Genomic DNA, 15,717 nt, shown 5'->3' with positions numbered 1-15,717 from the left:
ATCCGATATGTGGAGCTGTAATGACTGACATCAAATTCGACGGTCAGATCGCGATCGTCACCGGTGCGGGCCGCGGTCTCGGCCGGACCTACGCGCTGGAACTGGCCCGCCGGGGCGCCCACGTCGTGGTCAACGACCTGGGTGGAAACCCGGATGGTAGTGGCGGAGCCGCCTCGGCGGCGGACGCGGTTGTCGAGGAGATCGAATCGGCTGGCGGCACGGCCGTGGCCAGTTACGATTCGGTCGCGGACGCGGCTGGCGGAGCCGCGATAGTCCAACGTGCGCTTGACGCGTTCGGCTCCGTCGACATCGTGATCAACAATGCCGGGATACTACGGGACCGGTCGTTCGCCAAGATGACGGCCGAGGACGTGGAAACAGTGCTCGGAGTTCACCTGCACGGCGCGTTTCACGTCACGGGCCCGGCATTCCGGGTCATGAAGGAAAAGGGGTACGGGCGGCTGATCTTCACCACGTCCTCCGCTGGACTGTTCGGCAATTTTGGCCAGGCGAACTACGGAGCGGCCAAGCTGGGTCTGGTTGGACTGTCCAATGTGTTGGCGATCGAGGGTAAGAAGTACGGTATTCACTCGAACGTCATTGCCCCGATGGCCGCATTGAGACTTACCGAAGGACTGATGGGTCCGCTCGGCGAGTTTGCCCAGGCCGAGCTGGTCACGCCGCTTGTCGTCTACCTGGTCAGCAAGGAATGTCCGGTCACCCATGAGGTGTACTCGGCGGGCGGTGGCCGCTACGCGCGTGCTTTCGTCGCGGTTGGCCCTGGTTGGTTTGTGGGCAAGGATGCGGTGCCGACGGCGGAGGAGATCGCGAAGAGCTTCGACCAGATTCGGGCCGAGGATGGCTACAGTACGCCGCTCAGCGCGACCGAGGAATCCGAGCTACTTGCCAAGTACCTCGACTGAAAAGGATAGCCCAGTGGCCGGAATCACCTGCTATGGAACCTATATTCCGCGGTGGCGGTTGGCGCGGTCAGCGATCGGGGAGGCCCTGGGGGTTCCGACTCGAGGTGGTACGCGGGCCGTAGCTTCCTATGATGAGGACACCACTTCGCTAGGCGTGGAGGCGGCTCGACACGCGTTGGTTGGCGTGGCCGCGCCGGATACCTTGGTGTTCGCTACGTCCGCACCGGCATATCAGGACAAGACGAACGCGACCGCGATCCACGCCGCGCTGAGCCTGCCTACCTCCGTTGCCGCCTACGATATGGTCGGATCATCTCGATCAGCGGTCGGTGCCCTCGCGGGGGCGCTCGATGGCTGCCGGGATGACAGATCGACCCTCGTGGTGCTTTCGGACGTTCGCACCGGTCTTGCCGGAGGTGCGGACGAGAGCGACGGTGGTGACGGTGCCGCCGCGCTCGGCTGCGGCGCCTCGGGCGTCCTCGCCGATTTTGTCGCCAAGGCATCTGCTACGTCCGAGTTGCTGGATCGTTGGCGGGAGCCAGGCGGACAAACATCCCGCGTCTGGGAGGAACGATTCGGGGAATCCGTGTACGTTCCACTCGCGGTTGAGGCCGCGAGCGAAGCGTGCAAACAGGCCGATGTGGACATCGGCGAGATAGCCCATATCGTTGTTGTCGGGCCACATGCGCGGTCGAATCGGGCCGCTGCCAAGGCACTGGGCGTGCACCCAAAGATCATTATCGACGACCTCGGGTCCAGCATTGGCAATACCGGATGCGCCCACCTTGGTGTGCTGCTTGCTGATGCGTTGGACAGAGCCGAGCCCCACGACCACATTCTGGTTGTCAGTATCGGGGATGGCGCCGACGCGATGCTGTTCACCGCGACCGATTTGCTCCCCGACTACCGGAAGGACCGCCCGGCGGTGCGGCTGGCGGCACGCCCATCGGGCAAGCTACCCGTCGACTACGCGAACTTCCTCACCTGGCGCGGCATGTTGCGCCGCGAACCGCCGCGTCGCCCGGATCCGCCGCGCCCAGCGGCACCACCCGCACACCGCAACGAGCGATGGAAGTTCGGTTTCCAGGGAAGCGGGTGCGTCGCATGCGGTACCCGACACCTGCCGCCGACTCGGGTATGCCAGTCGTGCGCGGCGGCTGACGAGATGGAGCCGGTACCGTTCGCCGACGTTCAGGCAACGATCACGACCTTCACCGTGGATCGGCTGGCGTACTCGATGAACCCGCCTGCGGTCGTGGTTGTCATCGACTTTGACGGCGGTGGCCGCTTCCAATGCGAGCTGACCGATGTGGACGTGACCGAGGTGCGGATTGGTGACCGGGTTGAGATGACCTTCCGCCGGCTGTTCACCGCGGACGGGGTGCACAACTACTTCTGGAAGGCCCGCCCGGTGGCGGCTAGGACCGAGGGAGCGGACTGATGGGGTCGAACGGGATCCGGGACAGGGTCGCCATCGTCGGGATGGGCTGCACGCCCTTCACCGAGCACTGGCGTAAGTCGACTGATGACCTGGTACTCGAGGCAAGCACAGCGGCGGCCACGTCGGCCGGTCTCGGCTATGCCGAGCTGGACGCGTTCTGGCTGGGCACGCTCGACTCCGGGGTTTCCGGTCTGACGTTGTCGAAGCCACTGAAACTGGACTACAAGCCGGTCTCACGGCTGGAGAACATGTGTGCGACCGGCTCGGATGCGTTTCGCAACGCGTGCTACGCGGTCGCCTCCGGCGCTTTCGACACGGCGATGGCGATCGGCGTCGAGAAGCTGAAGGACTCGGGAATATCCGGGCTTGCCACCGGGGGTGGCGGGGGAGACGGAACGGCCGCGGAGTTGTCCGCGCCGGCGATGTTCTCCTTGCTCTCGCCCGCGTATGCGCACAAGTACGGCGTTGCCGAACCCGAACTCAAGGAGGTGCTGACCAGGATCGCGTGGAAGAACCACAAGAACGGTGCGTTGAACCCGCTGGCACAGTTTCGTAAGGAGGTGCCGAAGGAAACCATCGCGAACTCGCCGAGGGTGGCTGGCGCATTAGGCGTATTCGACTGCTCTGGGGTAGCCGACGGTGCCGCGGCGGCGATCATCGTGCGTGCCGAGGACGCGTACGAATACACCGACCAACCGCTTTTCGTGAAGGCACTGTCGTTGACTGCTGGTCCAGCGACCGGAGCGAGCGACCCGGGCTACGACTACACGAGCTTTCCCGAAGTGGTGCACTGCGCGACGGACGCTTACCAGCAAGCCGGCATCCGCGATCCGCGAGAGCAGTTGGGACTGGCCGAGGTACACGACTGCTTTACGCCAACCGAACTCGTGCTGATGGAAGACCTCGGATTCGCCGAACGTGGCCTCGCCTGGAAGGACGTGCTGGCGGGGGCATTCGATCTGGATGGGGTGCTACCGGTGAACCCGGATGGCGGGCTGAAGAGCTTCGGCCATCCGATCGGGGCGAGCGGGTTGCGGATGTTGTTCGAATGCTGGCTACAGTTGCGTGGGCAAGCCGATCAGCGGCAGATCGACAATGGACGAGACCTTGCGTTGACGCATAACCTCGGCGGCCAGCCGGGTGCCTGTGTGAGTTTCATCAGCGTCGTGGGTACCACTCGCGACTAGTGTTCGTTCGGCTTGGTCTGGGTGGCTTTCTTGTCGCTGAACTGATGAGTCAGGAAGGCCGGGTCGATCAGCGAGCCGTACTGGGCCATGTTGTGGCTGTGGCAAAGCTGGTGATAGGCGAAGGCGGTCTGCATCGCGCTGACCCGCCCCTGGCTGTCCTGTGCGACGTTCACGGCTTCCTTGGCCAACCGAAGTGCGAGTAACGGTTGGCCGGCTATCCGCCGGGCTAACCGCATGGTGAAGTCGGTGAGTTCGGCCCTGCCGACCACATGGTTGACCATCCCCAGCCGATGGGCGTCCTCGGCATCGATCGGGTCGGTGGTGAACAGGAGCTCCTTGGCCGCGCGTACGCCAAGCTCCCAAGGGTGCCCGAAATATTCCGCACCACACACTCCCATCGCGACGGTGTTGTCGATGAACTGCGCGTCGTCGGATGCGATGATGATGTCGCACGGCCAGACGAGCATGAGCCCGCCGGAGATGACTTTTCCCTGCACCTCGGCGAGCATGGGTTTGGGAATGTTTCGCCATCGTTCCGAGAATCCCTGGAATACTTCCTTTTCTCTCGCGAGTAATGCCTCGGCCCCGGGGCGGCGAAAGCCGGACCAGGTGCCAACCGGTCGCTGCTGGTCAAGCGTGCGGATCGCATCGTAATCGCGCAGGTCGTGGCCCGAGGAGAAATGTGGCCCATGGGCGGCGAGCACGATCACGTGTACCGCGTCATCGTGTGCCGCGCGATCATAAGCCTGGTTGAGCGCGTAAAGCAGTTCGGTGTTCTGCGCGTTGCGGGTATCCGGGCGGTTCAGAATGATGCGGGCGATCCTGGGCGTACTGTCGTCGTACTCGATCACTGGGGAATTCGTCATATCTTCGACCCTGTCTCGCTGCTGGCCGGCTGAACAGCCGGGCGTGCCCTATTGGTAGTGCTCACCCCACTATTCGCAGCGGCCCGCCCGGGAAAGGATGGGCCGTACGGCACGCGTTGACGGGAGGAGGAGCGGTGTCAGCTGATCCCTCGGCGCCCCCCGGTCTGTCCGAGTTGCACGGTGACGCAGCGGCCGAACCACAGTCGATTGGCCGGATCATCGCGGCCCTTGCGGCGCAAGCGCCGGACCGCCCCAGTCTTAGCTGTGCTGGCGTATCCATTACTCGTCACCAACTGGAACACCAAAGTAATCGATTGGCCAGGGCATACGCTGAACTCGGGGTCGGCGTCGGCGATTTCGTCAGCATCGCGTTGCCAAACTCGATCGAGTTCTATCTCGCCGCGGTCGCGACCTGGAAGCTCGGCGCCGTGCCACAACCGCTGTCCTACCGGTTGCCGATCCCGGAACGACAGGCGATCGTCGAGCTGGCGGAGCCCCGGCTGATCGTCGGTGTCGACCAGACGGTGCATCCCGACCGGACCTGCGTACCCAAGGGGTTCTCGCCGGACGCGGGGCTATCGAGTGAACCGCTGCCCGACGCCGTATCGCCGGCATGGAAAGCGCCGACGTCGGGCGGCAGCACCGGCCGCCCGAAACTGATCGTGGCTGGCCAGCCCGGTACCTTTCCGCCGGTCCCGGGGGCCGCTTTTGGCATCACTTCAGGCGGCGTGCAACTGGTGACCGGACCGCTTTACCATAGTTCGCCGTTCGGGATGTCCAGCCTCGGCTTGTTCAGTGGTCAGCACCTGGTGGTGTTGCCGAAGTTCGATCCGGTCGCGGCTTTGGACGCGATCACCACATACCAGGTTACCTGGCTGAACCTCGTGCCGACCATGATGGTGCGGATGCTCCGCGCGATCGAGGCCGAGCCGGAGCGGTTCGACCTTGCCACGCTGGACGTCGTCTGGCACATGGCCGCGCCCTGCCCGGCGTGGGTGAAGGAGGCCTGGATCGACTTGCTGGGACCGGACAAGGTGCTCGAGATGTATGGCGGTAGCGAGAACCAGGCCCTGACGGTGATCACCGGGACCGAATGGCTCGCGCACCGTGGTTCGGTGGGCAAGGCGGTTCTCGGTGAGATAGCTGTGTTCGATGTGGACGGCAAGCCCGCCCCCGCCGGGGAGCTGGGGGAGATCTTCATGCGCTCCGCCGAACCGATGTATCGCTACGTGGGCGCCGAAGTTCGGCGGGTGAACGGCTGGGAATCGATCGGCGATCTGGGGTGGATGGACGACGACGGTTATCTCTACTTGAGTGACCGTCGAACGGATCTGATCATATCCGGCGGCGCCAATATCTACCCCGCGGAGATCGAGGCGGTACTCAGCGCGCACCCCAAAGTGGATAGTTGCGCGGTCGTTGGCCTCCCCGATGACGACCTGGGACAGCGAGTGCATGCGCTCGTCGAGGTCAGTTCGGAAGCCGCGGAGGACGAGATACTCGGCTATGTAGCGGAACGACTTGTCCGATACAAGGTTCCGCGAATGGTCGAGTTCGTTGATACACCGCTGCGGGATGACGCGGGGAAGCTGCGCCGGAGCGCGCTTCGTGACGCGGCGGTGGAACGGATGCGAAGGAAGGCGATGAACAGTCGGCACGAGTTCATGTCCGACCAATGGCTGATGGTGTTGCGCACCTTGTTCGAGGAACGGGCTGGCGACACCACCGAGGTGCTTGGTACCGGGTCGATCACCTTGGCCGAACATTTCACGGATGCGCCAACGCCGTCCGGCGAAGACGGCTGGTATGTGACCGTTCGCAACGGCGCCGTGGTGGAGTTTCGTCGTGGTGAGTCACCGGTCGAAGCGGACTTCACGCAACGAGGAAGGTTCGCGGACGCCGCGCGGCTAGCCGAGACACCCTCGGCTGAGTCGGCGGATGCGGTCGCGCTGGAGCGCGAGGTACGGCCGGGAGTTGATCTGCACGCACTCGCGGCGGTGGGCGAGATCTTCGCGGACGTACACGACGAGATGGCGCGCCGCACCACACACCACGCGTCGCGGAATGACAGCCAGGAGGATAAGTGAGCAAGTTGGCGGGGAAGGTCGCCGTCCTCACCGGTGGCGCGTCGGGAATTGGCCGTGCGACCGTGGAATGTCTCGCCGCCGCAGGTGCCTCGGTTGTGTTCTGCGATATTCCACCGGCCGAGGCCACGAGGCTCCGGGACAGCCTGGGCAAGGCGGGCATCCTGCACTACGCCAGCCAGCCTTCGAAAGACGACGGGGACGGAGCCGCACTGGCTGAGAAGCTGGGGGACGACGTAGTGTTCGTGCCCGCCGACATCACCGATGACGCCGCCCTCGAGTCGGTATTCACGACGGCTGTCGAACGCTTCGACCGGGTGGACATCCTGGTCAACAACGCGGGCGTATGCGGTGACGAAGGTTCGATCACCTCGGTCGACCCAAGTTTGTTCGATCGAACGATCGCGGTGAACCTGCGTTCGGCGTGGCTGGCCATGCGGCATGTGGTGCCGTTGATGGTAACGGTTGGCGGAGGCTCGATCATCAACATCGCGTCCGTGTTCGCACTTCGTGGGATGGCCGGATACGGCGCGTATGCCGCGTCCAAGGCTGGGTTGGTCCAGCTGGGATCTGTCGCCGCAATGGAGTTGGCCAGCGAACATATTCGCGTTAACGCGATCTGTCCGGGCAGTGTGCTCACCCCGATGCACTACGCCAATGACGCGATCGGCAGACGCGATCCAGCCGACGCGGCCAAGATGTTGCGTCACGCGGCGCCGATTCCGCGAGCGGGGCAGCCGGACGACATCGCGTACCTGGCGGCGTTTCTTGCCAGCGATGACTCGAGTTTCATCACCGGACAGACAATCTCCGTCGACGGTGGCGCGACAGCCGAGTTCGACAGTAGGCCACGAATGCTCAGCGCGCTCGACCTCGGTGGAATGGGCGGCCCGCAATGAGTACGCCAGTTATGGGAGAAGTGGCAGCACACTACGCGGCCGTGCGGGAGACCTTCGAAGGTCACCTCGATGAGCTTGGCGCCGGCGGAGCGGCGTTCTGCGCCTATGTGCGCGGCGAGAAGGTCGTTGATCTGTACGCCGGCCGGGCGGCTCCAGCGCGATCATGGCGGCAGGAAACGCCGAGCATGCTGTTCTCCGCGGCCAAAGGCATTGCCGGATTGTGCGCTCTGGTGCTCTACGATCGCGGCGAACTTGAGCTGGACGCGGCCGTCGCACGATACTGGCCGGAGTTCGCGGCGGCGGGGAAAGCCGGCATCACCGTTCGTCAGGTGCTGACGAATTCCGCCGGGTTGCCCGCGATCCCGGATTACGAGGACCTTTTCGATCTGTCCGGCCCCGACCTCGGGGAGAACTTTGCCGCGCATGAGGAGATTCATCGCAGGATGGCACTGTCCGAGATCCAGTACCCGGTTGGCAGTCCCGCATACCATGTACTGACCTTTGGCTATCTGGTTGGTGCTCTGGTACGCCGCATCACCGGTCGGGATCTGGCGACCTTCTTCGAGGAGCAGGTACGCGGTCCGCTTGGGTTGGAGCTCTGGTTCGGCCCGGCAGCGCGGGACGTGTTCGACCGCGCTGCGCAGTTGCACCCACTGATGCCGGTTCCGCGTGAACTTACCGAGCTGATCGAGTCACTGGAACGTCGAGGTGTCATTCTCCCTTCGTCAAGCGACCCGGAATCCATCTGTGGTCGTGCGTTCCTGGCCCAGCGCGGGATTGGCGTGTTCGATGTGCTCGACCGCCTCGGGGCCGACCCCCAGTTCGTCTCGGCTGGCGTGGGGTCCGGCGACGCGCTAGGTACCGCGCGCGGGATCGCCAGAATGTACGCGGTGTTGAGCCAGGGCGGCGAGCTGGATGGTGTCCGGCTCGTGACGCCGAGGTCGATTGACGCCTTCGCGAAGGTGCGCTTCCGCGATCCGGATCCGGTACTGGGTCGTCCGGCCGCGTGGACGATTGGTTTCGAAGGCAATACCCAACTACCGCTGCTCGGCAATATCTACGGACCGAGTGAGGCGGCGTTCGGTAAGGATGGCGCGGGTGGTCAGAAAGGTTTCGCCGACCCTGACAGGCGCGTTGCGGTTGGCTTCGTGCGCAGCCATCTCGCCGATTTCTCGCCGCTGACCGTGCGCCTCGTCGAAGCGCTCTACCGCTGCGTGTAGCTGGCGCCGAGTCCGATCGCAATCTGATTGGCCTGTCAGTTGGGTTTCCGGTCGACCTCTCGACAGAACGGGACGGCGTTGTGTTTATGGATGCCACATAGCCGATCTAGGCATTGCGATGGGTTGCTGCGACGCACCGGACTGCCGCCGATGCGATTGCGAGTATCGCAAGTCGCTGTTATGGTCGCCTGCGGTTGGACGAGCCGGTACAAGGCGTCCAACCGCAGGCCGCCGCCAACCCGAAAGGGCTCATCCGATGAACAGGGAAGTGATCATCACCGCGGCACTGACCGGTGCCGCTGACACGGTAGGCAAGAGCGAGTTCGTTCCGGTTACTCCGGAGCAGATCGCGATCTCGGCGGTGGACGCGGCCAACGCCGGTGCCGCCGTCGTGCATATCCACGTGCGCGACATCGAGTCTGGTCAGGGCTCGCGTGAGGTCTCGCTGTACCGCGAGGTCGTCCGGCAGGTTCGGGAGTCCGGTGTAGACGTCGTGATCAACCTGACGGCCGGTATGGGCGGCGACCTGGTGATCGATCAGGAAGATCCGCTCAAGCCGGTGGATGGCACTGACCTGGTCAACGGGCTAGACCGGCTGCCCCATGTCGAGGAACTGCTACCCGATATCTGCACGATGGACTGCGGCTCGCTGAACTTCGGCGAGGGGAGTCAGCTCTACATCTCGACGCCGGACATGCTCCGGGCCGGTGCGAAGCGAATTCAGGAACTCGGCGTCAAGCCGGAGTTGGAAATCTTCGACACAGGGCAGTTGTGGTTCGCGACCAAGCTGATCGAGGAGGGGCTGATCGACGCTCCGCCGCTTTTCCAGCTGTGCATGGGGATTCCATATGGCGCACCCGCCGATCCTGGCGTGCTACAGGCAATGGTGAACATGCTCCCGGACGGTGCCAACTGGGCGAGCTTTGCCATTGGTCGGGATCAGTTTCCCTGGGTGGCACAATCCGCGTTGCTTGGCGGGCAAGTACGCGTTGGGCTCGAGGACAACCTCTACCTTGCCAAGGGCGTCAAGGCAACCAATGCTCAACTGGTCGAGCGAGCGGTCACCATTATCGAGGCGATGGGCGGCACGATCGCGACGCCGGATCAGGCACGCGCGAAGCTCGGTCTGCGGCCGAAGCCCTGAACGTCGAACCGAATCTCCTGGAAGGGTCCCGAGTTGAACGAACAGACCGTGTCCCCGGCCGCGGTACGGCAGGTCGCGTGCATTGGTGCGGGAGTTATCGGCGGTGGCTGGATCGCGCATTTCCTTGCCCGCGGTTACCAGGTGGCTGCCTGGGATCCAGCGCCCGACGCCGAGCAGAAACTGCGGCGGCTGGTTGATGCCGCCTGGCCGGCGCTGCGGGAGCTCGGACTGGCCGACAACGCGTCAGTGGACAACCTCACCGTACGGCCGACACTCGAGGCCGCGGTGGCAGATGCGGAGTTCGTTCAGGAAAGCGCACCGGAGGATCTTGAGCTCAAGCAGGATTTGCTGGCCCGTATCGACGCCGCGACACCGCCTGGCGTGGTGATCTCCTCGTCGACCTCGGGCTTCGGGATGACCGAGATGCAGGCACGGTGCGCGACGCCGCACCGCTTGGTGGTCGGACACCCGTTCAACCCGCCATATCTCATCCCGTTGGTTGAGGTCGTTGGCGGAAAGCAGACCGATCATTCGGTTGTGCGCTGGACTTCGGAGTTCTTTGAAGCTGCCGGCAAATCAGTGATCACAATGGATCGCGAGGTGCCGGGATTCATCGCGAACCGGCTCCAGGAAGCGATCTGGCGCGAAGCGCTGCATATGGTTGCCAATGGCGAGGCGACTCCGGCGCAGATCGATGCTTCGATCACCGAAGGACCCGGGCTACGCTGGCCACTACTCGGTCCATGTTTGACCTTCCATCTGGCAGGTGGCGAAGGTGGCATGGCGCATATGCTTGACCACTTTGGTCCTTCGCTCAAATCGCCGTGGACCCGGTTGCAGGCCCCGGAGCTCACCGACGATTTGCGGGATCGCATGGTGCAGGGGTGCGCCGATGCCGCCGAAGGCCGAAGTGTGGCCGAACTGGTCGCCGAACGCGACCGCGCGGTGATCGCCGTGATGCGTGCGATCGAGAACGTTCGGCAGGGAAAGGTATGAAACTGGCCCGGTTTCACCAGCAGGTCCGGCCAGAGTGGATTGACTACAACGGCCATCTGAGCGAGGCGTACTACGTACTTGTCTTCGGCTTCGCGACCGATGCGGTCATGGATCAGGTCGGCCTCGATGCCAAGTACCGGACGAGTTCCGGCTGCTCGCTGTACACGGTTGAAGCACATATCCGGTATCTCCATGAGGTGGATGCTTCCGCGCAACTGACGGTGATCAGCCGGATCGTCGGAGTCGGCAGGCGAAAGCTCCGGCTGTGTCACGAGATGGCCGTTGCTGACGTCGTTGTCGCGACCGAGGAAATCCTGGCAGTGCACGTCGACGGGCAGCTCGGCGCGAGCGCGCCGTTCCCGACGGAGATCGCCCGGTCACTCGATGCACTCGTCGAGCCGGCTCCGGAGTTCGCCGGGCGGTCCATCGCCTGATCACGACGGGCGACTCAGTGTCCACAGAGGCAGGTCCGCTGAGCGGATTCAGCGCATGGTTAGCTATGGCCTGATCAAGTTGGATCCGCGCGGGATAGGCGTGGTACCTGGTCTGGCCGGGGATGCGGCCAGGTAGGACGGAGTCGCTATGACATCGAATGCCGTACGCGGCAGGGCCAGAGCACCATTACCGGTGAAGAAGGTGATAGCCGGCACGCTACTGGTCGTGGCCCTGCTTGCCGCGGTGGTGCTCAATCTCGTTACCGACGATCTGGCGCTGTGGGGCTTGCTCCCCATCGTGGTCTACGCCATTCTCGTGCTGCTCGAGGTCAACGTCGTACTGGCGACCGGTGCCGCGGTGGTAGTGGGCATCCTGCTTACCGGTGCCGGGCCGCTGGAGATCGGCACGATGCTGTCGGAGTCGCTCGGCTCCTTCATCGCCGTGATCGGCTTGATCATCATGCTCGGCGCTGGTCTTGGCCGTATCGCTTCGGATACCGGCGCGGCGCAGACTCTGGTTCGCGGGCTACTGAACGGCATCGGGCTGAGCAGTCCCGTACGGATCCAGATCGGCATCATGCTCGCCTCCTCAGTGCTGGTCGGCGCGCTCGGCACGCTCGCTGGCGCGAACGCGATCCTGGCGCCGATCGTGATCCCGGTTGCCGCCGCGGTGAGCCGATCTCGGCCATCGGTGGCGGCGATGCTGCACGCTGGTGGTGCGGCTGGACTAGTGATCGGCCCGTTCACGCCGCCCGTAGTGACGATTACGGGCGCCGCGGGAATCAGCTATGCGGAGTACCTGGTGGTCGCCGGGTTGCCGATGGCCATTGTTACCTGGGGTACCGGCTTCTTCATGGCGCGCTTCATCCAGCGTCGTACTGAAGAAGACCAGTACTCCGAGGAGGACCTTGCCGGGCTGGACGCGGGATCGTCGGCGACAGCGCGCGAGAAGCGTGCGGCGGTCGCGTTCATCGGCACGCTGGTCGCGATGGCGGTACTTGGTGTGGTTCTCGAGGCTGGTTTCGAGTACGCGATTCTGGTGATGGTCGTGACCGCGATCGTTACGGCACTGGCTGGTGGGATGAAGCCAGTTGATGCGCTCACCTCGTTCTACACCGGCGCGGCTCAACTGCTCTGGCTCTTCTTCCTGTTCTGGTTGTTCAATCCACTGCTGGTGATGATGGAGGAGTCGGGTGCCTACGAGGCGTTGCTCGATGCGCTGCGCCCGGCGCTGGCCGACGCCGGTCCGTGGCCATTCCTGATGCTGACACTCGTCATTGGCTGGGTCGGCGTCGCTGGTGCCGCGGTGGCTCAGGTTACCTTGATCGACCAGCTGTTGTGGCCGTTGGCCGCGACCGTCGGGGTACCGGCCACGGCGTGGAGCGCGGCGCTACTCGGTGGCAGCCAGATCGACTGGTTCGGGCCGTTCCCGAACGCGGACATGATTGGCCAGATGGGCCTGGCCCGTTCGGCGAACCTGCGCATGATGTTGGTGAACGGTTGGACGATCATGGGTGCCAACTTGCTGTTGTTCGCAGTACTCTTCGCGGTGTTGTAGCAATGTGGACTGAAGGGAAGGCCGCGCGTTTAACCCGAGAGCTGAACGCCCACGCGTCCACTGGGGACGGTCAATGGCACTTCTCCGTATGGGAGCACGGCAGTCCAGTGGTATCGCTGAACGGGGCCGTGCCGGTGACGGCGGCGAGCACCATCAAGGTGCCGCTACTGGTGGTCGCATTGCAGGATGTCGCCGCAGGTCGGCGCTCGCTGAACGACGAGGTGGCGATACCGGTGGAACGGGTAGGCGGCGCGGGGGTGCTGCGGCTGCTGCCGTCGGTAACCCGGCTCAGCCTTGCCGAGGCGCTGACCTTGATGATCGTGGTGAGCGATAACGTTGCCACCAACGCGGTGATCGATTTGTTCGGCGTGGCGGACACGGACCAGCGGATCACCACCTTGGGCCTGCGCGGTACCCGGTTGCGTCGTCGGTTGATGGACCAGGATGCGGCCATGGCTGGACTGGAGAACGTGACGACGGCCGACGACCAGGCTGCACTGCTTGATCGGCTCGCCGGCGCTGAGCTGCTGCCGGATAGGCTGCGCGAGTTCGCATTGGACGCGCTCGGCGAACAGCAGGTGAACGACCGGATGCCGGTGCGGCTCGCCGAAGACGTGCGATGCCTGCACAAAACCGGCGAGTTGCACGGCGTTCGGCATGATGTCGGCCTGTTGGTGTTCGACGATCGGATGGTTTCACTCGCCGCCCTTGGCACTGGGCTGACCAGCCCTGGCGACCGACGGCTCAGCGGCGCTGGGAACGCCAGTGCTGTTATCGGAGCAGCGGCGGAAACCGTCGTGGCTATTGCTCGGCGCTGAGTGGACGGCTCGCCGCGATTCGTCCACTCAGATCTGTTGGCGAACTACCTGCCCTTAGCCCGTAGGATGCGGGAGCATGATCCAACCTTTGGCCAATGCGCCTGGCAAACGCGTTCGCGCCACACGTGGTCTGCTCGGCTTCGCCCTCACGTCGCTGTTGCTCGCGGTGGGTTGTTCGACGGAGAACGGCGAAGCGCCGGGTAGCGCTGACCCGACTACCCAGGGAGACGGGCACGGTGTTTCCGTATTGGAGCGGCTAACCGGGGACAAGTTCTGTGAGCTGCTTGCGAACGCGGACATTGAGCAGCAGCTCGAGGTCAAGGTGATGGGCAGTGAGGGTAACGAGCGCGGCAGGGCGCCCGCGCGCCAGTCGCCGTACTTCCTGACAAGGGAGTGCGACTACGAGACTGACCAGTTCGACCTTTCCACCGAGATCAGTTCGCAATGGCAGGACGACGAGACCGACGAGCAGGTGCTCGACGAGGCGTTCGGTGACCTGGAGGAAGGCTCGGCCGCGGCCGACTATCAGCGAATTCCCGGGTTGGGTGATGCTGCCGGGTACGCGGCGGATCCGGACCTGTCCGATGCTGGAGTCGCGCGTAACGACCTCGTCGTGGTGTTTCGGGTCGGGGAGGAACGGTTCTCGTTGACCGTTGGCGCCCTCGGGAAGCCGGGGCAGCCGCAGCTACAGGCATTGGCCGAGATGTTACTCAGCGCAACCAAGACGGCCTTGGGCTAGGCCGGTCGTGGGGCAGATCGTTGGACGAATTTACCTAAAACGTACTCACGTATCGCCCACGCAGGTTAGATTTACGCAAAGGGGGGCCGAGGGGCAGGCCAAGTTAAGCAAGAGGGGTGCACGATGGGTTACGAAGTCGATGAGGCTCAGGTAGCGGACTTCGGCCTCTATTTGGGAGCGGAGGCCGGCCAGTCGCTGCCGGAGATCGAGAAGTTGGCGCGTGAGGAGGGGATGAGCGCCGACGGGTTCAAGGGCGTGCTTTCAAAGCTCGGTGAGATCGTCACCGGCGACGCGTCGACGATCGTCGGCGAGGGCTTCAGCCTCATGCAGGTCAAGATGTGCGACCTCGGCGATGCGGTGATCGATGCCGCCAAGTCATATGGCTACAGCGAAGACGAGTCCAAGTCACTGTTTGAGCGAAACGGACTCGGTGGCGACAACGGCGAGGACATCACCTTCGGCAAGGGCTACGGGGACGACGGCTACGACCGACATACCGAGGGCGGTTCGTCGAAGTACAACGTCACCGAGCTGGATATCAAGGCGATTGACCGCCCGGACTCCACCTTCGCCGATGACGTTGATGCCGGCGCCGTGCTCGATGTCGTCAACTGGATCTGGTCAGAGTTCGGTGTCGACGGCGGCAAGTCCTTCACTGATTCGATTCTGGAACCCTTGGCGGGAAACCCGAACAGCATCAAGGCAAATGGTCAGGCCTGGGTCAGTGTCGGTGGCAACTTCGGCCTGCTCGCCTCGAATATCGTGGACAACGCCGCGAAGCTAGCCGCGGACGGCTGGGAACACGGCGATGCCGCGGACGCGTTCCGCGAGTTCCTTTCCCAGTACTGGCAGGACGGCGCGGTATGGGCCGGCGAGAAACTTGGCGAGTTTATCTCCAAGGGGTTCGAGAAGGTCGCCGAGGTATCCATCTCCATCGCGCAGCTGGCGGTGGACGCGATCAACAAGATTCTGAAGCTTGCCGGCAAGATCGCGGCCAGGTTCATTCCGTGGGTTGGTTGGGCCTGGACGGCTATCGAGTACGCGGCGAAGGCGGCGAGCTACATTCCAGGGGTCGATCTCGACATCGATGCCCTGCACGACAACATCATGGAGATCATCGACCTGGCGCAGAAGGTCTTCAGCCTGTACGAATCGCTCGAGCAGGTTGTCGAAACGATGCAGGACTACTTCAACACCGCGCAGGATCTTGTCGATACGGTCAAGCAGATCCCGGAGATTGGCAATCTGCAAGACGCGGCGAGCACGTACGAATCGATCAAGGACAATGCCGGCAAGCTCAAGGAGCAAACGGGCGCTCTCGAGCAGAACATCGAAGACGCCAGTGGCAAGCTCAGCGAGCTCGACGGAATCGCTGAAGACGCGGGGAACTGACGGCCGGTAGAGCGAC

At 63.8% G+C, this 15,717-nt stretch carries 14 protein-coding genes; 13 read left to right on the top strand and 1 reads right to left on the bottom strand.

The window, feature by feature from the left end; all coding sequences use genetic code 11:
* The first annotated feature begins 20 nt into the window (after positions 1-20).
* The 3 genes from EV191_RS12580 (at position 21) to EV191_RS12570 (ending at position 3,551) form a co-directional block, all read left to right on the top strand.
* Positions 21-923 carry an SDR family NAD(P)-dependent oxidoreductase gene (locus tag EV191_RS12580; RefSeq protein ID WP_132877201.1) on the top strand — a complete coding sequence of 301 codons (903 nt, stop codon included), beginning with the start codon at positions 21-23 and terminating at the stop codon, positions 921-923.
* Positions 924-1,077: 154 nt separating this feature from the next.
* A complete protein-coding gene (locus EV191_RS12575; RefSeq protein WP_207894517.1) occupies positions 1,078-2,364 on the top strand; it encodes an OB-fold domain-containing protein in 1,287 nt (428 codons plus the stop codon).
* Positions 2,364-3,551: an acetyl-CoA acetyltransferase gene (locus tag EV191_RS12570; protein ID WP_132877199.1), complete on the top strand. Its 1,188-nt coding sequence runs from the start codon at positions 2,364-2,366 to the stop codon at positions 3,549-3,551. Before EV191_RS12575 ends, EV191_RS12570 begins: the two co-directional genes overlap by 1 nt.
* On the opposite strand, the gene EV191_RS12565 is transcribed toward EV191_RS12570, so the two are convergent.
* The gene (locus tag EV191_RS12565) at positions 3,548-4,417 is read right to left on the bottom strand and encodes an enoyl-CoA hydratase (RefSeq protein ID WP_132877198.1); all 870 of its coding nucleotides are present in this window, start codon (positions 4,415-4,417) and stop codon (positions 3,548-3,550) included. The genes EV191_RS12570 and EV191_RS12565 overlap by 4 nt on opposite strands.
* A gap of 134 nt (positions 4,418-4,551) precedes the next feature.
* On the opposite strand from EV191_RS12565, the gene EV191_RS12560 reads away from it, so the two are divergent.
* From EV191_RS12560 to EV191_RS12515, 10 genes are all read left to right on the top strand, one after another.
* The gene (locus tag EV191_RS12560; RefSeq protein ID WP_243658924.1) at positions 4,552-6,504 is read left to right on the top strand and encodes an AMP-binding protein; all 1,953 of its coding nucleotides are present in this window, start codon (positions 4,552-4,554) and stop codon (positions 6,502-6,504) included.
* Complete coding sequence (locus EV191_RS12555) at positions 6,501-7,400, top strand: SDR family NAD(P)-dependent oxidoreductase (RefSeq protein WP_132877197.1); 900 nt, start codon at positions 6,501-6,503, stop codon at positions 7,398-7,400. The genes EV191_RS12560 and EV191_RS12555 overlap by 4 nt, the downstream gene beginning before the upstream one ends.
* Positions 7,401-7,411: 11 nt before the next feature.
* Positions 7,412-8,620 (top strand): serine hydrolase domain-containing protein, encoded by a 1,209-nt coding sequence (locus tag EV191_RS12550; protein ID WP_165912936.1) that lies wholly within the window; start codon positions 7,412-7,414, stop codon positions 8,618-8,620.
* A gap of 256 nt (positions 8,621-8,876) precedes the next feature.
* Positions 8,877-9,764 carry a beta-keto acid cleavage family enzyme gene (locus tag EV191_RS12545; protein ID WP_132877195.1) on the top strand — a complete coding sequence of 296 codons (888 nt, stop codon included), beginning with the start codon at positions 8,877-8,879 and terminating at the stop codon, positions 9,762-9,764.
* A gap of 33 nt (positions 9,765-9,797) precedes the next feature.
* Positions 9,798-10,760, top strand: a complete 963-nt coding sequence (locus EV191_RS12540; RefSeq protein ID WP_132877194.1) for a 3-hydroxyacyl-CoA dehydrogenase NAD-binding domain-containing protein — start codon at positions 9,798-9,800, stop codon at positions 10,758-10,760.
* Positions 10,757-11,194: a thioesterase family protein gene (locus EV191_RS12535; RefSeq protein WP_132877193.1), complete on the top strand. Its 438-nt coding sequence runs from the start codon at positions 10,757-10,759 to the stop codon at positions 11,192-11,194. The genes EV191_RS12540 and EV191_RS12535 overlap by 4 nt, the downstream gene beginning before the upstream one ends.
* 148 nt (positions 11,195-11,342) lie before the next feature.
* A complete protein-coding gene (locus tag EV191_RS12530; protein WP_132877192.1) occupies positions 11,343-12,752 on the top strand; it encodes a Na+/H+ antiporter NhaC family protein in 1,410 nt (469 codons plus the stop codon).
* Positions 12,753-12,754: 2 nt separating this feature from the next.
* The gene (locus EV191_RS12525; protein WP_132877191.1) at positions 12,755-13,570 is read left to right on the top strand and encodes a serine hydrolase; all 816 of its coding nucleotides are present in this window, start codon (positions 12,755-12,757) and stop codon (positions 13,568-13,570) included.
* A gap of 76 nt (positions 13,571-13,646) precedes the next feature.
* On the top strand, positions 13,647-14,309 hold the full coding sequence (locus EV191_RS12520) for a hypothetical protein (RefSeq protein ID WP_132877190.1): 663 nt from the start codon (positions 13,647-13,649) through the stop codon (positions 14,307-14,309).
* A 123-nt stretch (positions 14,310-14,432) separates the two neighbouring features.
* Positions 14,433-15,701, top strand: a complete 1,269-nt coding sequence (locus tag EV191_RS12515) for a hypothetical protein (protein ID WP_132877189.1) — start codon at positions 14,433-14,435, stop codon at positions 15,699-15,701.
* Positions 15,702-15,717 lie beyond the last annotated feature (16 nt).

Origin of the sequence: Tamaricihabitans halophyticus, from assembly GCF_004340875.1 — a bacterium.
Lineage (GTDB): Bacteria > Actinomycetota > Actinomycetes > Mycobacteriales > Pseudonocardiaceae > Tamaricihabitans > Tamaricihabitans halophyticus.
This window is presented reverse-complemented; position numbering and strand designations above follow the sequence as displayed.